At 72.4% G+C, this 21,220-nt stretch carries 7 protein-coding genes; 4 read left to right on the top strand and 3 right to left on the bottom strand.

Going from position 1 to position 21,220, the window contains the following annotated elements; translation table 11 throughout:
- Positions 1-36: 36 nt before the first annotated feature.
- Together OG959_RS35540 and OG959_RS35535 are read left to right on the top strand one after the other, a co-directional pair.
- The gene (locus tag OG959_RS35540; protein ID WP_442805766.1) at positions 37-11,622 is read left to right on the top strand and encodes an SDR family NAD(P)-dependent oxidoreductase; all 11,586 of its coding nucleotides are present in this window, start codon (positions 37-39) and stop codon (positions 11,620-11,622) included.
- A gap of 33 nt (positions 11,623-11,655) precedes the next feature.
- A complete protein-coding gene (locus OG959_RS35535) occupies positions 11,656-14,739 on the top strand; it encodes a type I polyketide synthase (RefSeq protein ID WP_326665154.1) in 3,084 nt (1,027 codons plus the stop codon).
- 68 nt (positions 14,740-14,807) lie between these two features.
- On the opposite strand, the gene OG959_RS35530 is transcribed toward OG959_RS35535, so the two are convergent.
- Both OG959_RS35530 and OG959_RS35525 read right to left on the bottom strand, forming a co-directional pair.
- Positions 14,808-16,022 (bottom strand): cytochrome P450, encoded by a 1,215-nt coding sequence (locus OG959_RS35530; protein ID WP_326665152.1) that lies wholly within the window; start codon positions 16,020-16,022, stop codon positions 14,808-14,810.
- Between the two features lie 76 nt (positions 16,023-16,098).
- On the bottom strand, positions 16,099-18,627 hold the full coding sequence (locus OG959_RS35525) for a SpoIIE family protein phosphatase (RefSeq protein WP_442805696.1): 2,529 nt from the start codon (positions 18,625-18,627) through the stop codon (positions 16,099-16,101).
- 134 nt (positions 18,628-18,761) lie between these two features.
- On the opposite strand from OG959_RS35525, the gene OG959_RS35520 reads away from it, so the two are divergent.
- Entirely contained in the window at positions 18,762-18,932 is a 171-nt protein-coding gene (locus OG959_RS35520; protein ID WP_326665150.1) for a hypothetical protein, read from the top strand.
- Positions 18,933-19,097: 165 nt separating this feature from the next.
- On the opposite strand, the gene OG959_RS35515 is transcribed toward OG959_RS35520, so the two are convergent.
- Entirely contained in the window at positions 19,098-19,286 is a 189-nt protein-coding gene (locus OG959_RS35515; RefSeq protein ID WP_148016652.1) for an antitoxin, read from the bottom strand.
- Between the two features lie 263 nt (positions 19,287-19,549).
- Here OG959_RS35515 and OG959_RS35510 point away from each other — a divergent pair, with 263 nt between their 5' ends.
- Positions 19,550-21,136, top strand: coding sequence for a GMC oxidoreductase (locus OG959_RS35510; protein WP_442805695.1), 1,587 nt, complete (start codon positions 19,550-19,552; stop codon positions 21,134-21,136).
- The last annotated feature ends 84 nt before the right edge of the window (positions 21,137-21,220 follow it).

Below are 21,220 nucleotides of genomic sequence, written 5' to 3'. Positions count from 1 at the left end.
ACGAACGAGGCCAGGCTCCGCGACTACCTCAAGCGCGTGACCAATGACCTGCTCCAGACCCGGCAACGGCTGACCGAGGTCGAGGCGGAGCGGCACGAACCGATCGCGATCGTCGGCATGTCGTGCCGCTACCCGGGCGGGGTGCGCTCCCCCGAGGAACTGTGGGAGGTCGTCGCTTCGGGCACCGACGCGATCTCCCCGTTCCCGGAGAACCGGGGGTGGGACACCGCCGCGCTCTACGACCCCGACCCCGAGCGGACCGGCCGGAGCTATGCGCGGGAAGGCGGATTCCTGCACGAGGCGGACCGCTTCGACCCGGCGTTCTTCGGAATCAGCCCGCGGGAGGCGACAGCCATCGACCCGCAGCAACGGCTGCTGCTGGAAAGCGCCTGGGAGGCGTTCGAGCGGGCCGGCATCGACCCGGACACGCTGCGCGGCTCCCGCACCGGGGTGTTCGCCGGGGTGATGTACGGCGATTACGGCGGGCGGATCCGCCGGGCCCCGGACGGCCTGGAGGGGTACATCGGGACCGGCAGCGCCGGGTCCGTGGCGTCCGGCCGGCTCTCGTACACCTTCGGGCTCGAAGGCCCGGCGGTGACGGTGGACACGGCGTGCTCGTCCTCGCTGGTCGCCCTGCATCTGGCCGTGCAGTCGCTGCGGCGCGGCGAGTGCGATCTCGCACTGGCGGGCGGGGCGACGATCATCGCGACGCCCGGCCTGTTCGTCGAGTTCAGCCGGCAGCGCGGGCTGTCCCCCGACGGCCGCTGCAAGGCGTTCGCGGCGTCGGCGGACGGCACGGGGTGGGGCGAGGGCGTGGGGCTGCTCCTGGTGGAGCGGCTGTCGGACGCCCGCCGCAACGGACACCGGGTGCTCGCGGTCGTACGGGGCTCCGCCGTCAACCAGGACGGCACGAGCGGCCAGTTGTCCGCGCCCAACGGCCCCTCGCAGCAGCGGGTGATCCGCCAGGCCCTGGCCGACGCCGGGCTCACGACCTCCGATGTGGACGCCATGGAGGCGCACGGCACGGGGACGACGCTGGGCGACCCGATTGAGGCACAGGCACTGCTCGCCACGTACGGGCAGGACCGGCCGGCCGAACAGCCTTTGTGGCTGGGGTCGTTGAAGTCGAACATCGGGCACACCCAGGCCGCGGCCGGGGTCGGCGGCATCATCAAGATGGTGCAGGCCATGCGGCACGGGCTGCTCCCGAAGACCCTGCACGTGGACGAGCCGTCACCGCACGTCGACTGGGACGCCGGAGCCGTACGCCTGCTCACCGAGGACGAGCCCTGGCCCGAGCACGGCGGGCCGCGCCGGGCCGCCGTCTCGTCGTTCGGGATCAGCGGAACGAACGCACACGTCATCCTGGAGGCGCCCACGGCGGAGGCCGCCGACAGCGAGGGTGCGGCGTCGGCCGCACCTTCGGGCACGGTGCCGTGGCTGCTGTCCGCGCACGCCCCGGAAGCGCTCAAGGAGCAGGCGGCGCGGCTGCGTTCGTATGTGGAGGACCGGCCCACTCCGGACTCGACTGCGGTCGGCGGAGTGCTGGCCCGGGGCCGGGCCGCGCTCGCCCATCGGGCGGTCGTCGTCGCCGGGAGCCACGAGGAACTCGTGCCGGCGCTCGACTCGCTGGCCAGGGGTGTGCCGTCGGCCCATGTGGTGGAGGGCGTGGTATCCGATCACGGGAAGACCGTGTTCGTGTTTCCGGGCCAGGGCTCGCAGTGGGAGGGCATGGCCCGCGAACTCCTCGCGACTTCACCCGTCTTCACCGAACACCTCACCGCAGCCGCCGAAGCACTCCAACCCCACACCGGCTGGAACCTCCTCGACGTCCTCCACGGCCTGCCCGACACACCACCCATCGACCGCGTCGACGTCATCCAACCCGCACTCTTCGCCGTCATGACCTCCCTCGCCAGACTCTGGCAACACCACGGCATCCACCCCGACGCCGTCATCGGCCACTCCCAAGGCGAAATCGCCGCCGCCCACATCGCCGGCGCCCTCACCCTCAACGACGCCGCACAAATAGCAGCCCTCCGCTCCCACACCCTCCTCCAACTCGCCGGAACCGGCGCCATGGCCTCACTCCCCCTCACCCACCAACAAACCACCACCCTCCTCACCCCCCACCCCGACCTCCACATCGCCGCCCACAACGGACCCACCACCACCGTCATCGCAGGCAACCCCCACACCCTCAACACCCTCATCACCACCCTCAACAACCAAAACATCCGAGCCCGCACCATCCCCGTCGACTACGCCTCCCACACCCCCCACGTCCAACCCCTCCAAAACACCCTCCACACCCTCCTCCACCACATCACCCCCCAACCCACCACCACCGCCTTCTACTCCACACTCCACGCCCGCCCCATCGACACCACCGAACTCACCGGCGACTACTGGTACGAGAACCTCAGCAACCCCGTCCAACTGCACCCCACCGTCGAGAAGCTGCTGGAGGACGGCCACTCGGTCTTCGTGGAGGTCAGCCCCCACCCCGTCCTCACCACCGCCCTCCAGGACACCGCCGACACCACCGACACCACCGCCCTCATCACCGGCACCCTCCGCCGCAACGAAGGCACCCTGAACCGCTTCCACCTCTCCCTCGCCCACCTCCACACCCACGGCATCCCCGTCAACTGGACACCGGCTGTTCCGGAGGCAGGGGACGACGCCCCGTACGACCTGCCGACCTACCCCTTCCAGCACCGGAGCTACTGGCTGGAGGACGCGGCGACCGACGGGGATCCGGAGAGCCTCGGGCTGCACACGACGCAGCACCCCCTGCTGACGGCCGCTACCACGCTCGCCCAGGACGACGCGCTGCTGCTCACGGGCCGGATCTCGCTGCGCACCCACCCCTGGCTCGCCGACCACGCCCTCGAGGGAACGGCGGTCCTTCCGGCTGCGGCTGTCCTTGAACTGGCCCTGGAGGCAGGCAAGTTGCTGGGCGGTCTGCCGGTGGCCGAGCTGACGCTCGACGCTCCGGTGGTGTTCCCCGCCACCGGTGGCGTGGACGTGCAGATGACCGCCGGGCCCCCGCGCGGCGACGGTCGTCGCGATCTGACCCTGCACACCCGGGCGTACGACGACGCGGGCGACGACAGCGCCCTGCACCGCGCGTGGACCAGTCATGTCACGGGTCTGCTCGGTGCCGCCGAGTCCGCCTCCGAGTCCGCGCCCGGCTCCCTCACATCCTGGCCGCCCACCGGTGCGACCGCCGTCGATGTCGGGGAGGTGTACGAGCGGCTGGTCACGCTGGGCCACGAGCTCGGCCCCGCGCTCCAGGGGCTCACACGGTTGTGGCGCCGGGGCGACGAGCTGTACGCCGAGGTGTCCGCGCCGGAGGGAGTCGCGGCCGACACCGGACGGTACGGGCTGCATCCTGCGCTGCTCACGGCCTCGGTGCAGGCGCTCCTCACCCAGGGCGACGAGCTGCTCGAACCGGCCGTCTGGAACGGCGTGAGCCTGTACGCGGTCGGCGCGGGCGGTCTGCGGGTGCGCGTCTCACCGCGCGGGAAGGGTTTCGCCGTCCTGCTCGCCGATCCGGCCGGCGCCCCGGTGGCCTCCGTCGAATCGGTCGTCCTGCGGCCGCTGCCCGCCGGGGCCCTGGACCGGGCGGACCGGGTCCGTCACGACTGGCTGCTCCGCACCGACTGGACGGCGGTGGCCGCACCGGGCGAGGTCGACTCCTCGCCGTACCCGAGCTGGACCTCGTCCGCCGAACCCGAGGCCGGGCTGCGGGACGCCTTCGGCGACGCCGGCCATGTCCCGTACGATCCGGCACCGGGCGAGGGCGCGGCCCCCGGCCTCGTCCTGCTGCACGCGCCGTCCGCGAGCGAACTGCTGCCCGCACTGCGGACCTGGACCGCCGACGAGGCGAACAGCGCCACCCGGCTGGCGGTCCTCACCCGCCACGCCGTCACCACCGGCCCCGACGACGTGCAGGATCTGGTCCCCTCTCCCGTCTGGGGCCTGATCCGGGTGGCCCAGGCGGAGAACCCGGGGCGGATCACCCTCGTCGATCTCGACGCCGAAGCTTCCTCGCTGGGCGCGCTGCCGGCGGCTCTCGCGGCCGGTGAGCCACAACTGGCCCTTCGCGACGGCGAGATACGTGTCCCGAGGCTCCTCGCGTCCGGATCGCAGGACGCCGGTGAGCTGCCGGTCCTGCCCGAGGACGCGACGGTCGTGGTCTCCGGCGGCGGCGACCTCGCCGCAGTCGCGGCGGTCCACGCCGTCAGCGTCCTCGGCGCGCGGCACCTGCTTCTGCTGTCCCCCGGTGCGGGGCTGGCGGACCGGCTGGCCGGTCTGGGTGCGGAGGTCGTGGTGGCGGACGGTAACGCGGCCGACCGCGATTTCCTGGCCGGGGCACTGGCCGCGCTGCCGGCCTCGCACCCGGTGGGCGCCGTCCTCCACGCACCGCCCGCCCCCGATCGCACGGTCCTGCTCTCGACCGCGCCCGAGGAGTTCGGCGCCCGGCTCCAGGCCGCCGGTGCGGCGGCCTGGAATCTCCACGAGCTCACCCTCGGTCTCGACCTGGCCGCGTTCGTACTGCTCGCCCCCGACGCGTCGTCCGCACTCGGCGGCACCGGCCGCGCGGGCGCCGCCGCGGTCGGCACCTACCTCGACGCGCTGGCACAGCACCGGGTGTCACTCGGACTGCCGGGCGTCTCCCTCTCCTGGGGACCCCGGGATGCCGTGCCGGACTCCTCCTTCCACGGGCTCGTCCGCTTCGACGAGGACCAGGTGACCGCCGGTCTGGAGTTGGCACTGCGCTCGACGAACCGGCCCGCTCTGCTCGCCGCGCGGCTGGACCGGGCGGCCCTGGGAGCACAGGCCGGGACCGGTCTGCTGCCCCCGGTGCTGCGTTCGCTGGTCCGCACGGTCCGTACCGCCGCGGGGGCGGACGCCGCCGCGGCGGGCACCCTCGTCTCGGCCCTGGTGGGTCTGTCCGGGCCGGAACAGCTTCGGTTGCTCGGCGAGCTGGTCGGTGAGCAGGTGGCAGGGGTGCTGAGGCACTCCGCCGGGGACACGGTCGACGCGTCCCGCGCGTTCAAGGACCTCGGTTTCGACTCCCTGACGGCCGTGGAACTGCGCAACCGGCTGAACACGGCGACGGGGCTCCGGCTGCCCGCCACCCTCGTCTTCGACCACCCCTCGCCGGCCGCGCTCGCGGCCCATCTGCGGGACCTGCTGCTGGGCGACGGTGCGGGCACCGACACGGTGGTACCCACCGGACGCACCCCGGTGCAGGACGGCGAACCCATCGCGATCGTGTCGATGGCCTGCCGCTACCCCGGCGGGGTGCGCACCCCTGAGGACCTGTGGCAGGTGGTGGCGTCGGAGAGCGATGTCATCTCCCCGTTCCCGACCGACCGGGGCTGGGACCTGGACCGGCTGTTCGATCCCGATCCGGCGCACCCGGGCACGTCGTACGCCCGGGAGGGCGGGTTCCTGCACGACGCGGACCAGTTCGACCCGGCCTTCTTCGGGATCAGCCCGCGGGAGGCGACGAGCATGGACCCGCAGCAGCGGCTGCTGCTGGAGAGCGCCTGGGAGGCGTTCGAGCGGGCCGGTATCGATCCGACGTCGTTGCACGGCTCGCGGACCGGAGTGTTCGCGGGGGTCGTGTACACGGACTACGGGTCCCGGGTGAAGCTCCCCGCCGATATGGAGGGGTACCTCGGCATCGGCAGTGCGGGCAGCATCGCCTCGGGGCGGATCGCCTACACCCTCGGGCTCGAAGGCCCGGCGGTGACGGTGGACACGGCGTGCTCGTCCTCGCTGGTCGCCCTGCATCTGGCCGTGCAGTCGCTGCGCCGGGGCGAATGCGATCTCGCCCTGGCCGGCGGGGCGACGGTGCTCGCCAACCCCGACATCTTCATCGGATTCAGCAGGCAGCGCGGCCTGGCCCCCGACGCCCGGTGCAAGGTCTTCGCGGCCGGCGCGGACGGTACGGCCTTCGGCGAGGGGGTCGGGCTGCTCCTGGTCGAGCGGCTGTCCGACGCCCGCCGCAACGGACACGAGGTTCTCGCCGTCGTCCGGGGCACCGCCACCAACCAGGACGGGGCGAGCAACGGCCTCACCGCCCCCAACGGTCCTTCGCAGCAGCGGGTCATCCGTCAGGCCCTGGCCGACGCCGGGCTCACGACCTCCGATGTGGACGCCATGGAGGCGCACGGCACGGGGACGACTCTGGGCGACCCGATCGAGGCACAGGCGCTGCTCGCCACGTACGGGCAGGACCGGCCGGCCGAACAGCCGTTGTGGCTCGGGTCGTTGAAGTCGAACATCGGGCACACCCAGGCCGCCGCCGGGGTCGGCGGCATCATCAAGATGGTGCAGGCCATGCGGCACGGGCTACTCCCGAAGACCCTGCACGTGGACGAGCCGTCACCGCACGTCGACTGGGACGCCGGTGCCGTACGCCTGCTCACCGAGGCCAGGGAGTGGCTCCCGAACGGCCGTCCGCGTCGGGCCGGTGTCTCCGGGTTCGGGATGAGTGGCACCAACGCACACGTCGTGCTGGAGGAGGCGCCGGACGACGTGACCGTGAACGAGCCGTCGGTGACCGGTGCGGCTTCGCCACCGTGGCTGCTGTACGGCCACAATGCCGAGGCGCTCGCCACGAACGCCGGGCAGTTGCGCCGCCACCTCCAGGAGCACCCGGAGGCCGACCCGGGCCCGGCCGCGAAGGCGCTGGCGACGGGCCGGGCCGGGCTCGCCCATCGCGCGGTCGTCGTCGCGCAGAACCGGGGACGGCTGCTGGAGAACCTCGCCGGGCTGGAGCGGGGCACGGTCGGTTCGGATGCGGTACGCGGGACGGTCACGGCTACCGGGAAGACCGTGTTCGTGTTTCCGGGCCAGGGCTCGCAGTGGGAGGGCATGGCCCGCGAACTCCTCGCCACCTCACCCGTCTTCACCGAACACCTCACCGCAGCCGCCGAAGCACTCCAACCCCACACCGGCTGGAACCTCCTCGACGTCCTCCACGGCCTGCCCGACACCCCACCCATCGACCGCGTCGACGTCATCCAACCCGCACTCTTCGCCGTCATGACCTCCCTCGCCAAACTCTGGCAACACCACGGCATCCACCCCGACGCCGTCATCGGCCACTCCCAAGGCGAAATCGCCGCCGCCCACATCGCCGGCGCCCTCACCCTCAACGACGCCGCACAAATAGCAGCCCTCCGCTCCCACACCCTCCTCCAACTCGCCGGCACCGGCGCCATGGCCTCACTCCCCCTCACCCACCAACAAACCACCACCCTCCTCACCCCCCACCCCGACCTCCACATCGCCGCCCACAACGGACCCACCACCACCGTCATCGCAGGCAACCCCCACACCCTCAACACCCTCATCACCACCCTCAACAACCAAAACATCCGAGCCCGCACCATCCCCGTCGACTACGCCTCCCACACCCCCCACGTCCAACCCCTCCAAAACACCCTCCACACCCTCCTCCACCACATCACCCCCCAACCCACCACCACCGCCTTCTACTCCACACTCCACGCCCGCCCCATCGACACCACCGAACTCACCGGCGACTACTGGTACGAGAACCTCAGCAACCCCGTCCTCTTCGAACCGGCCGTCCGCGCCCTCCTCGATGCGGAGCACTCGGTCTTCGTGGAGGTCAGCCCCCACCCCGTCCTCACCACCGCCCTCCAGGACACCGCCGACACCACCGACACCCCCGCCCTCATCACCGGCACCCTCCGCCGCAACGAAGGCACCCTGAACCGCTTCCACCTCTCCCTCGCCCACCTCCACACCCACGGCATCCCCGTCAACTGGACACCGGCCCTGCCCACCGTGGCGGGCCGCGCCACCGATCTGCCGACCTATCCCTTCCAGCGTCGGCGCTACTGGCTGGAGGGGCCCGCCGCCCACAGCGACGCCGGAAGCCTCGGGGTGGACTCCGCCGACCATCCGTTCCTGGCCGCGTCGACCACGCTCGCCCAGGGGGAGACCGTGCTGCTCACCGGGCGCGTCTCCCTGCGCACCCACCCCTGGCTCGCCGACCACGCCGTGAGCGGGACCCCCCTGCTCCCGGCCACCGCCCAGCTGGAGCTCGCACTCCAGGCAGGCAGGCACGTCGGCGCCGACGCGGTGGACGAACTGACGCTGGAAGCACCGCTGTTCGTGCCGGAGCGCGGCGGTGTGCGGATCCAGGTGGCGGTGGAGGCGCCGGACGCCGAGGGACGGCGGCAGCTGACCGTCCACGCGCGGCCCGACGGTCCGCCAGACGATGTGCTGGGCGAAGCACCGGGGTGGACCCGTCATGCCACCGGCGTCCTCGCCCCGGCCGACGCCACTCCCCACGCAGCCGGAGAGGACGACGGAGCGGTCTGGCCGCCGGACGGGGCCGCCGCACTCGACACCGACGGGCTCTACGCGGAACTCGCCGCGCTGGGGTACGAGTACGGCCCCGCCTTCCGTAATCTGACCGCCGCCTGGCGGTCGGGCGACACCGTGTACGGCGAGGTGTCGCTCGCACCCGAACTCCACGCGGAGGCAGCCCGGTTCGTACTGCACCCGGCGCTCCTCGACTCGGCCCTCCACACGCTGGGGCTGGGTGATTTCCTCGGCGAGGGCATCCGGCTGCCGTTCTCCTGGTCCGGGGCGGCGCTGCGGGCCACCGGAGCCACGTCCCTGCGGGTGACGGCCGCCCCCGGTGACGGGGGGCGGGACACGGTCCGGGTCTCGGTCGCCGACCCTACGGGCGCGGCCGTGCTGGATGTGGAGACCCTCACCCTGCGGCCGGTGTCGCCGGGGCAGCTGCCCGCCGCGCCGGGGCCGTCCGCCGCCGACTCCCTCTACGCCCTGGAGTGGACGGAGCTCGGCGAGCCGGCCCCGTCCGCGGAGAACACGGCCGCGTTCGAAATGCTGGACGCCACCGCCCCGTTCGAGGGGCCGGCACCGGTCGCGGCCGGTGCGGCCGTGGAGTGGCTGCTCGGCCGGCTGCGGGACCACATGGCCGACGAGGAACGGTCGGAGGCACGTCTCGTCGTCCTCACCCGCCGGGCCGTGGCGGTCCGGGCCGGTGATCCGGTCGACCTGGCGGCCGCCCCGCTGTGGGGGCTCGCGCGGTCGGCCGCCACCGAGAATCCCGGCCGCATCACCCTGGTGGACCTCGACGGCGAGCAGTCCTCCCAGGAGGTGCTGGCGGCGGCCGTCGCCACCGACGAGCCTCAGCTGGCGTTGCGTGACGGCCGGATCCTGGTGCCGAGGCTGCGCAGGTCGGAAGCCGGGGCCGTGACCGTCGTCCCGCCCGAGGGTGTGGCCGGCTGGCGGCTGGAGACCCCGGGAGGTTCACCGGACGATCTGTATGCCGCCGCCCATCCGGCAGCGGAGGCACCGCTGTCCGATGGCCAGGTGCGGATCGAGGTGCGGGCCGCCGGGCTCAACTTCCGCGATGTGCTGACCGCTCTGGGCATGGTGCCGGTCGGCGCTCCGCTCGGGACGGAGGTCGCGGGCACGGTCGTCGAGACCGGTCCCGGGGTCGACGGGTTCGAGGCCGGCGACCGGGTGTTCGGCCTGGCCCCGGGTGCGGTGGGGCCGCTGGCCGTCGCCGACCGGCGGCTGATCGCCCGTATGCCGCGCGGCTGGTCGTACGCGGAGGCGGCGGGGGTGCCCGCGGTGTTCACCACGGCCTACTACGGACTGGTCGAGCTGGCCGGGCTCCGCAGGGGCGAGCGGGTACTGATCCACTCCGGGGCCGGCGGGGTCGGCATGGCGGCACTCCAGGTGGCCCGCCATCTCGGGGCCGAGGTGTTCGCTACGGCCAGCCCCGGTAAGTGGGGCGCGCTGCGGGCACTCGGTCTCGACGCGGACCACATCGCCTCCTCCCGTACGACCGGGTTCGAGCAGCAGGTCCTGGACGTGACCGGCCGCGCAGGCGCCGCGCCCGCGCCGGGGGTCGATGTCGTCCTCAACTCGTTGACCGGGGAGTTCATCGACGCCTCACTGCGGCTGCTGTCCTCCGGGGGGCGGTTCGTCGAGATGGGAATCGCCGACCTGCGGGCCCCGGAGGACATCGCGGCGGTCCGGCCCGGTGTCGCGTACCAGCCGTTCGAGCTGCTGGACATGGACCCGGACCGGGTCGGGGACGTACTGACACGGGTCCTCGCCCTGTTCGAGCAGGGTGTGCTGTCTCCGCTCCCGGTCACCACCTGGGATGTGGGCCGGGCGCCCGACGCCTTCCGGCACTTCGGGCAGGCCCGTCAGGTGGGCAAGGTGGTGCTGACGCTGCCGCCGCGTACAGCGCCGGAGGGGACGGTCCTGATCACCGGTGGCACCGGCACCCTGGGGTCCGCCCTCGCCCGGCACCTGGTGATCGGGCACGGTGTGCGCCACCTGCTGCTCACGGGCCGGCGCGGGCCCGACGCCCCGGGTGCGCCCGAACTCCGTTCAGAATTGGAGGAGCTGGGGGCCACGGTACGGATCGCCGCCTGCGATGTGGCCGACCGGGAGTCGCTCGCCGGGCTGCTGGCCTCCGTACCGCCCGGGCAGCCGCTGACGGGTGTGGTGCACGCGGCCGGAGTCCTGGATGACGGGGTGCTCACCTCGTTGACCCCGGAGAAGGTCCGTGCGGTGCTGCGGCCCAAGGCGGACGCGGCCTGGAACCTGCACGAGCTGACCCGGGACCTGGACCTGTCCCTGTTCGTGCTGTTCTCCTCCGCCTCGGGGCTGCTCGGGGGCGCGGGGCAGGGCAACTACGCGGCGGCCAACGTGTTCCTGGACGCGCTGGCCGGCCACCGGCGGGCGCGCGGACTGCCCGCGGTGTCCCTCGCGTGGGGCATGTGGGAGGCGGCCAGCGGTATGACCGGGCATCTGGCCGGCGCCGACCGGGCCCGGATCGCGCGGGGCGGGCTCGTCCCGATGTCGGTGCCCGAGGGACTGGCGTTGTTCGACGCCGCCCTGGCCGACGGCCGCCCGCTGCTCGTACCGGCGCCCCTCGACGGTGCGGGGCTGCGGGCGCTCGCCGAAGCCGGACCCGGGACCGGTGGGGTGCCGGCCGTGCTGCGGTCGCTGGTCAGGGCACCCGCCGTGCGGCGGGCGGCGAGCGGCGCGCGCGTACCCGCCTCGTCGGCGGCGCAGGGGCTTACGGCGTTGCGCGGTCCCGAGCGTACGCAGGCGCTGCTCACGCTGGTACGTGAGCAGGTGGCGGCCGTACTCGGCCATCTGACGGCCGACGACATCACCGCCGACCGGGCGTTCAAGGAGATCGGATTCGACTCGCTGACGGCGGTCGAGCTGCGCAACCGGATCTCGGCGGCCACCGGGCTGCGGCTGCCCACCACGACGGTGTTCGACTTCCCCACCCCCACGGCGCTCGCCGAGCGGCTGTCCGCGCTGCTGGCCCCGGACGAGCGGACGGACGCCGGCGAACTGGAGCGGCTGCTGGAGGCCGTGACGGTGGACAGCGAGGGGTTCCACGAGCTCAGGGAGCGGCTGCAGGCAGCACTGTGGCGGTGGGACGAACAGGCGGCGCAACCCGCCGGCGGGGCCGGACGGACACCGGACGGCGATCTGGACGCGGCGACGGACGAGGAACTGTTCCGCGCGCTCGACGAGGAACTGGGTGCGTCGTGACAGGCCATTTCAGCGTACGAGAGGGCGATGGCGATGAGTAACGAGGACAGGCTCCGCGACTACCTGAAACGGAGCACGGCCGATCTCAGGCAGGCCCGGCGCAGGATCAAGGAGCTGGAGGACAAGGAGCACGAGCCGGTCGCGATCGTGGCGATGGGCTGCCGGTTCCCGGGCGGAGCCGACTCGCCGGAGGCGCTGTGGCGGCTGGTGGCAGACGAGACGGACGCGGTGTCCGGCTTCCCCGAGGACCGCGGCTGGGACACGGAGCGGCTCTACGACCCGGATCCGGACCGGGCCGGCACCACCTACACCCGCGAGGGCGGCTTCCTGGAGGGCGCCGGCGCGTTCGACGCACCGTTCTTCGGCATGGGCCCGCGGGAGGCCGTCGCGACCGACCCCCAGCACCGGCAGCTCCTGGAGGTGGCCTGGGAGACCCTGGAGCGCGCCGGCATCGCCCCGGACTCCCTGCGCGGCAGCCGTACGGGCGTCTTCGCCGGGGTGGTGTCGCAGGCGTACGTGCCGCCGCCGGACCGGCTGCCCGAGGGGTTCGAGGGGCATCTGATGACGGGCAACGCGACAAGTGTCGCCTCGGGCCGGATCGCCTACCACCTCGGTCTGGAGGGCCCGGCCGTCACGCTCGACACCGCGTGCTCGTCCTCGCTGGTGGCCATGCACCTGGCGGCCCAGTCGCTGCGGCGCGGTGAGAGCGATCTCGCGCTGGCGGGCGGCGTCACCGTGATGGCCACCCCGCTGCTCCTGGTCGAGTTCAGCCGGCAGCGCGGGCTGGCCCCCGACGCCCGCTGCAAGGCGTTCGACGCGGCGGCCGACGGCACCGGGTTCTCGGAGGGGGTCGGCCTCGTCCTGCTGGAACGGCTCTCCGACGCCCGCCGCAACGGACGCCGCGTCCTCGCGGTGCTGCGCGGTTCCGCGGTCAACCAGGACGGGGCGAGCAACGGCCTCACCGCCCCCAACGGCCCGACGCAGGTCCGGGTCATCCAGCAGGCGCTGGCCTCCGCCCGGCTCGCCCCGCAGCAGGTGGACGCGGTGGAGGCGCACGGCACCGGTACCCGGCTCGGCGACCCGATCGAGGCGCAGGCGCTGCTCGCCGCCTACGGCCAGGGCCGTCCGGAGGGTGAGCCGCTTCTCCTGGGTTCGCTCAAGTCGAACATCGGCCACACCCAGGCGGCGGCCGGGGTGGCCGGTGTCATCAAGATGGTGCAGTCGATGCGCCACGGGGTGCTGCCGCGCACCCTGCACGTGACGGAGCCGACCCCGCATGTCGACTGGTCGTCGGGTGCCGTCGAACTGCTCACCGAGGCCGTCGAGTGGCCCGACCGGGGCCGGCCGCGCCGGGCCGGTGTCTCGTCCTTCGGGATCAGCGGCACCAACGCACACGTCATCCTGGAACAGGCCGACGCCGGGGACGAGGCGGAGGGAACGCAGGAGGGGGCCCCCGCCGAAGGGGCCCCGGTCACCCTCCTGCCGGAGCCCCCGGCTCCCTGGCCGCTGTCGGCCCATACGGAATCGGCGCTACGGGCCCAGGCCGGCCGGCTGCACGCCCATCTGGTCGCGACACCGGGTGTGCGGGCCCACGACGTGGGCCGGACGCTGGCCCTGGGGCGTACGCCGCTTCGCCATCGCGCGGTGGTCCTGCCGGGCGACCGCACCGGCCAGCTGGCGGCCCTGGCCGCACTGGCGTCGGGCGGCAGGCCTGCCCGGGCGGTGTACGGCAGTGCGGCCGCACCCCCCGCCACCGCCTACCTCTTCACCGGGCAGGGCAGTCAACGCCCGCGCATGGGAGCAGAGCTGTACGAACTCCGGCCGGCGTTCGCCAAGGCTCTCGACGAGGTGTGCGACGCCTTCGAACCGGTTCTGCCTCGCCCGCTGAAAGGCCTGCTGTTCGCGGCGGAGGGCAGTCCGGAAGCGGCGCTGCTGGAGCGGACCGAGTACGCCCAGCCCGCGCTGTTCGCCGTCGAGACCGCCTTGTTCCGCCTCCTGGAGCAGTCGCTTCCGGCTCCGGTCCAGGTCGCCGGGCACTCGATCGGCGGGCTCGCCGCCGTGCACGCGGCGGGGGTGCTGTCGCTGGAGGACGCCTGTGTCCTGGTCGCCGCGCGGGGCCGGCTGATGCAGTCCATGCCCGGCGGGGGCGCGATGGTGGCGTGCGAGGCATCGGAGGGGGAGGTGCGCGAGGCTCTCGCCGGGTACGGGGGAAGGGTGGGCGTGGCCGCGGTCAACGGTCCGCTGTCGACGGTCGTCTCGGGAGACGCGGACGCGGTGGCGGAGGTGGCCGACGCGTTCCGGGAGCGGGGCCGCAGGACGCACCGCCTCCGGGTGAGTCACGCGTTCCACTCCCACCATATGGACGGAGCGCTGGACGGGGTGCGTGCGGTGGTGGCCCGGCTGCGCTTCCACGAACCCAGGATTCCCGTCGTCTCCGATCTGACCGGGAGCTTCACCGGTCTCGACGAGCTGCGGCAACCGGACTACTGGGCACGGCAGTTGCGCTCACCGGTGCGGTTCGGAGACGCGGTGGTCACGCTGGCGGGTGCGGGGGCGACGGCGTTCGTGGAGGTCGGCCCCGACGCGGCGCTCACCCCGTTGGTGGCCGCCTGCCTGCCCGGGACCGCGCCCCTGGTCGTCCCGGCGCAGGTGCGCGACCGCCGGGGCGAGGAGACGTTCGCGGCGGCGCTCTCCGCCCTCCATGCCGCGGGCAGCGCCGTGCGCTGGGAGACCTGGTACGGGGAACAGGCGGCGCCCCCGGCCGAGTTGCCGACCTATCCGTTCGAGCACACCCACCACTGGTGGCCGGCTCCGGCGGGCGGCGCGCCGAAGGCGAGGCGCGCGCCGGAGCCAGAGGAGCTGGCCCCGGAGGAGGGAGGGTCGCTGCTGGATCTCGTACGGCTCCACGCGGCGCATGTGCTCGGTCACGAGTCACCGGAGTCGATCGCGGCCGAGGACAACTTCCTGGAGATCGGCTTCTCGTCGTTCACCGCGCTGGAGGTCCGTAACCGGCTCTGCGAGGCGACCGGGCTGCTGCTGCCACCGGTGCTGCTCTTCGATCATCCGACACCGTCCGCCGTCGCCGGATTCATCCGGGACGAGCTGGCCGCGGCGTAGACCGGGCGCGACGACGGGAGCCGGGCCCCTGTGCGCAGGGCCCGGCTCCCGTCGTCGTACGGCGGACGTCACCAGGTGACCGGCAGCCGGAACACCCCCTGCACGGAGCCGCCCGGCTTGACGCCCAGTGCGTCGAGGGGCTCGGTGAGCCGCAACGTCGGTATGCGGGTGGCGAGTTCATGGAGGGCGATCTCCAGCTCGGCCCGGGCGAGGTTCTGGCCGATGCACTGGTGGACGCCGTAGCCGAAGGCGAGGTGGTGGCGGGTGCCGCGCCGGACGTCGAGGGTGTCGGGGTCGGTGAAGACGCGCGGTGAGCGGTTGGCCGCCGCGTTCGGCAGGTAGACGCCGTCGCCCTCCTTGACGACGACTCCGCCGATCTCGATGTCGGCGGCCGCGACCCGCTGGAGCTCGTCGGCGACCGAGAGGAAGCGCAGCAGCTCCTCGACCGCTCCGGACGCGACGCCCGGGTCGCTGCGCAACTCGGCGAGCTGCTCGGGGTGTTCGAGCAGGGTGAGCACGCTCAGCCCGATCATGTTCGCGGTCGTCTCGTGGCCGGCGACCAGCAGGAACATCGCGATGGAGGCCAGCTCCAGCCGTTCCAGCTGCCCGGTGGCCAGCCGCTCGACGATCAGTTCGTCGAGCAGCCCCTCCCCCGGCTTCGTCTCCTTGGCCGCGATGAGTTCACGGAAGTAGCCGACCAGGGCCGCACTGGCGTCGGACGCCTCCTGCGCCGTGCTGGTCGCCTGCACCATCCGGCTCGTCTGCTGCTCGAAGAAGTCGTGGTCGGAGTAGGGAACGCCGAGGAGTTCGCAGATGACGGTGGAGGGAACCGGCAGCGCGAACTCGGGCACGAGGTCCGCGGTGGTTCTCCCGTCGGCGAGCAGCGCGTCGATCTTCTCCCCGACGACGCGCCGGATGGCGGGCCGCAGGGAGTTGACTCGCTTCACGGTGAAGCTGGGGATCAGCATGCGCCGCTGGATGTCGTGCTCCGGCGGATCCATGCCCACCAGCGCGGTCAGCTTGGCGGCGGCCATGCGCGGGACGAGCACCGGGAAGTCGGGGCGGGTCCGGTCGGAGGAGAGCCGGGGATCGACGAGCAGCCGGCGGGTCTCCTCGTATCCGGTGACCACCCAGGCGACGCGGCCGTCGTACAGCCGCACGCGCGCGAGCGGACCTTCCCTGCGCAGTTCCTCGTACCCGGCCGGCGGGTGGTAGGGGCAGCCGCGCGTCATCGGGAACTCGGGCAGCCCCACGGTCTCGGTCGTCACGGTGTCGATGCTCATGCGGCCCCCAGGCACTCGGTTCACAGCCGGGTCTCCGGTGTGAACCGGCATTGTCGGGAGGACCGGTTAAGAGGTTCTAAAGCCGCCTGCCGCGGGGTACCTCCCCGTCGGCCCATCGGGCGGCGAGGAGCAGGGCGATGTCGTCGGGCCGGTCCGCCGCCTGTCGGGCACGGCCGATCACATGGTCCGCCGTGTCGTCCAGGGGCGCCGGGCCGTATTCGGCGATGATGCCGCGCAGCCGCTCAACTCCCACGTCGATGTCCGTGCCCGACTCCTCGACCATGCCGTCGGTGTACAGGACGAGCATCGCGCCGGGTTCGAGGTGCAGTTCGGTGACGGGGTAGGACGCCTGGGCGTCGACGCCGAGCACGATGCCGCCGGGCAGGTCCATGACCTCGGCCGTGCCGTCGGCGCGGCGGAGCACGGGCTGCGGGTGGCCGGCCCGGACGGCCTGCGTGAGGCCGGTGGCGGGGTCCATGAGGATGTAGCAGCAGCTGGCGAACTGGCCGGGGTCGAGATCGATGAGCAGCCGGTTGGTGCCGCTCACCACCGCCTGGGGATCGTGCCTGCTGAGTGCGAAGGCGCGTACCGCGCTTCGGAGTTGGCCCATGGTCGCCGCGGCTGCGACACCGTGTCCCTGTACGTCCCCGATGACCAGGGCGAGCTTTCCGTCGGTCTCGATGACGTCGTACCAGTCACCGCCGACGTCCATGTCCTGGGTGCCGGCGAGGTACCGGCCCGCGGTGTCGACTCCGTCCACGACGGGGAGCCCGTGGGGGAGCAGGACGTTCTGCAGGCCGCGGGCCAGGGCGGCCTCGGTGTCGTAGCGCTGGGCCCGTTCCAGTGCCTGGGCGATGAGGCCGGCGAGGGCCGTCAGGACCGTGCGTTCCTCCGGGCTGAAGCCGCGCGGCTGGTCGAAGCCGAGGATGCAGGAGCCGACGTGCCGTCCGGAGGCGATCAGCGGCAGGAAGGCGCGCGCCCCGACGTCCGTCTCCATCGGGATACCGGGGTACGCGGCGGCCAGGCGCTGCATGGATTCGAAGAAGATGGGACGCCCGGTGGTCAGCGTCTCGACACCGGGGATGCGGGCGCCCAGGTCCACGCCGTCGAACCGGTCCAGGAAGCCGTGGGGGAAGCCGGTCTCCCACTCCAGGTAGAGGTGGCGCTCCTTCAGCAGGTAGATCGCGAGCTGGCGGCCACCGAAGGCGGGCAGCAGCTCCTCGGTGACCACGGCGGACACCTGCCGGGCGGTGACCGCCTCGGTGAGGGCGATGGCCAGGGCGACCGGCCGGTAGAGCGCGGCGGAGCGGTCGGCCGGGGAACCGAGGCCCAGCCCGGGCGATACGACGGAGCCCGGCGCGTAGACCGGCTGCTCGGTGGGGGTCAGCACGGCGGTGACGCCGTCGTGGCCGGGGTACAGGGAGACGGAGAGCCAGGGCGGAGGCGTGCGGCGGGCGAGGAAGTGGACCGGGGCGTCGGAGAGCATCGCGGCGCGGTAGTGGTCCTCGTAGGCAGGGTTCGCGAACCAGGGAAGGGCCTCCCAGAGCACCCGTCCCACCAGCTCCGACCGGGGGTGGTCGAGGATCTCCTCGGCCAGGTGGTTGATGTAGGTGATCCGGGCGAAGCGGTCGAGGGAGAAGATGCCGCGCGGCAGCCGGTCGGCCGCCTCGGCGACGACCGGGCCGATGCCGAGGTCCACCAGGAATCCGGTCAGGTGCGTCGACGCGGCGGAGTCCGCACCCCTGTCCCGGCGGCCGGAGACCTCCAGCAGGTGCGAGCGTCCGTCGGGGCCGCGCAGCCGCATCCTGCGGACGACGGGGCCCCCCGAGTCCGCGGCCTGGCGGGCCAGGGCCCACAGCCCGTACACGTCCTCCGGAGCCAGCCGGGCCGCCAGCGCGTCGATGGTGCCGGGGAACCGATGCCGTCCCGTGCCGAGAATGGCGACCAGCTCGTCGTCGGCGCCGACGACTCCGCTCTCCAGGTCCCAGTCGAAGCGTCCGATCCGAACGGGGGGCGAGGTGCCCGCCGGCAGCTGGACGGGCAGTGGTTCCTCGTCCCACTCCACGGCTGTCCCCGCGGACTCCAGAGCGGCCAGCGCCCCACCGAGCCCTTCGGCGATGCCCCGCAGTCTGCGCCGGTCGGTGCTCCCCACCGGTTTCCCGGGGGTCGCCGCGCGCAGCACGACCAGGACGCCGACCGGCTTGCCGCGACTGACTACCGGTACGTACAGCGAGCCGAAGGGGAAGGGCAGGCCCGCCATCAACTGGGGGAAGCGGCGCATCGCCTCCTCCGCGTCGGCGAGGTGCACGGGCTGTCCCGACCGGAACGCCTCGGCCACCGGGAACGGCCGGTTCACATGCATCCGCCACCAGGGACGGAACAGGGGGCCCGGCAGTCCTGCCAGTACCGCGAGCCGCAGGAGCCCGGGGGTGAGGGAGCGCAGATAGACACCGCCCGCCTGGCCGCCGGCGGATTCGATCGCGTTCACGACAGCCTGGGAGAGCACCAGCGACAGCTCGTCCGGCGCCCGGCCGGTGCTGAGCCTCCCGGACACACCACTGCCCTGGCTCAGGGGCTTGCGCCGGACCGCGCCGTACCAGGTCACACAGCCAGCATGCTCCTCAGCCACCGTTGCGCGCACTTCGGAGCGTCCGGCGCGGGCTACCGAAATGCACCCTCCGTCCTTGTATGCAACTCTGAAGTCAGCCCATCGTCCGACATCCGCGAGGAGGCACGATCATGGGCAAGAAGCAGAGCCGGCAGAACCGCGGCGCCCGTACCGGAGGCCATGAGCACTCCACGGCCTCGGAGGCCAAGGAGCAGACGAGTACGGCGCCCGCCCCCGATGCGGTGAAGGCGATCTCGGAGCAGGTCTCCCACAAGCGCGAGCGGAAGTTCGGCCACAACTGACCTCTCGGCGCGCCGGGCCGCCGCGCGCGCCTCAGGAGCGGCAGCCACCGTCCCCACGGAGACTGCCGCTCCTCGGGCGCGCCTGCCCGGCGATCCGCCTTCGACGCACAGCGCAGGGCCTGCGCCCGCTGAACGGGCGCAGGCCCTGCGGAGGGTTCGGCGCCCCTACTGTTCGCCGGTGGGCGGACGGCGGCCACCGAACTCGTCATTGAGCTTCTGCTGGGCGGAATCGACCTGGCCGCCGTACTTGCCGCCGGTCTTCTTGTCGACGAAGTCGCCACCCTTCTCGACTCCCTGGCGGGTCTGGTCGGGATGCCCCTTCATCAGGCCCTTGATCTTGTCGAGCATGCTCATGACTTTCCTCCTCATGGAACGCTGACCCTCCCAGCATCCATGCGATGCCCCGGCGCCGCATCCGGGACGACAGCGGCCGGCGACGGCCCCCGGCGCCGGGGGCGGACACGCGCGGGCCCGGGGAAATTACCCATAGGTATGTAGTGACTTCTCACGCGAGCGCCAGTAGAACTCGTTCCCATTCGATCGAGAGTGAGGAACGTCACATGACGGATTCGAGCTTACCCCACAAGAGATCGAGCGAGGTCTCCCGTCGCGGATTCATGGCTAGAACAGGTTTCATTCTGGGAGCCGCAGCCCTCTCCGGCCACGCCACCACCGCCCAGGCGCGCACCACCGGAACAGCGGCGGTGATCGGCAGCGGGGACCATGTCCCGGTTCTGGTCATCGGCACCGGGTACGGGGGTTCCGTCGCCGCCCTGCGGCTCGCCCGCGCAGGGGTCCACGTCCATCTGGTCGAGATGGGGATGGCCTGGGACACCCCCGGGGCGGACGGCAAGATCTTCGCCAACACGACGAGTCCCGACGGACGTTCGTACTGGCTCCGCACCAAGTCCAAGCAGCCCCTCAGCAACTTCCTCGGCTTCCCCATCGACCGGGCGATCCCCCGCTACACCGGCATCCTGGACGCCGAGGACTTCAGCGGCATCACGGTGTACCAGGGGCGCGGCGTCGGGGGCGGGTCACTGGTCAACGGCGGCATGGCGGTGACGCCCAAGCGCGAGAACTTCGGCGCCGTCCTCCCCTCCGTCAACGCCGACGAGATGTACGCCACCTACTACCCGCGCGCCAACGCCGGGCTCGGGGTCGGCACCGTCGACCCGGCGTGGTTCGACAGCGTGGACTGCTACAAGTACGCCCGCGTCGGCCGCAAGCACGCGCAACGCTCGGGCTTCCCGTTCGTCTTCGTGCCCGACGTGTACGACTGGGACTACATGGAGCAGGAGGCGGCCGGCACCGTACCCAAGTCGGCGCTGGACGGTGAGATCCTTTACGGCAACAACTACGGCAAGAAGTCGCTGCAGAAGACCTACCTCGCCCAGGCCAAAGCCACCGGGAACGTCACCATCTCACCGCTGCACCAGGTGACTTCGGTCGCTCCGGCGACGGGTGGCGGCTACACGGTCGTCATCGACGAGCTCCGCACCGACGGGAGCGTCGCGACCACCAAGACGGTCACGGCGGACAAGGTGTTCTTCGCCGCGGGCAGTGTCGGCACGAGCAAGCTGCTGACCCGGCTGAAGGCCACGGGCGCTCTGTCCGGTCTGAACGACGAGATCGGCAAGGGCTGGGGCGACAACGGCAACGTCATGTGCGGCCGCGCCAATCACGTGTGGGACGCGACCGGCGCGGTCCAGTCGAGCATCCCGTGCGGCGGTATCGACAACTGGGCCGCCGGAGGCGCGTTCGCCGAGGTCGCGCCGCTGCCGACCGGGATCGAGACGTTCGCCTCGTTCTATCTGTCGATCACGAAGAACCCGAACCGTGCCCAGTTCTCCTGGAACGCGGCCACGGGCAAGGTCGACCTGAACTGGCAGACCGCCTGGAAGCAGCCCTCCATCAACATGGCGAAGACGATCTTCGACAAGATCAACGCCAGGGAGGGGACCATCTACCGGACCGACCTCTTCGGCGTCTACAAGATCTGGGGCGACCACCTCACCTACCATCCGCTCGGCGGCGCCGTCCTCGACCGGGCCACCGACAACTACGGCCGTCTGCACGGCTACGCGGGCCTCTACGTCATCGACGGCTCGCTGATCCCGGGCAACACCAGCGTCAATCCGTTCGTCACCATCACGGCGCTCGCCGAACGGAACATCGAGAAGATCATCGCCACCGATCTGTGACGGCGGGTCCCCACGCGCGAACCTTCCGGTAGGAGGCGACGGACCGGCCTCCTACCGGATGTGCGCGCCGTGGCAGGGCCCGCC

Origin of the sequence: Streptomyces sp. NBC_00385 (assembly GCF_035917155.1) — a bacterium.
GTDB classification, from domain to species: domain Bacteria; phylum Actinomycetota; class Actinomycetes; order Streptomycetales; family Streptomycetaceae; genus Streptomyces; species Streptomyces poriferorum.
This window is presented reverse-complemented; position numbering and strand designations above follow the sequence as displayed.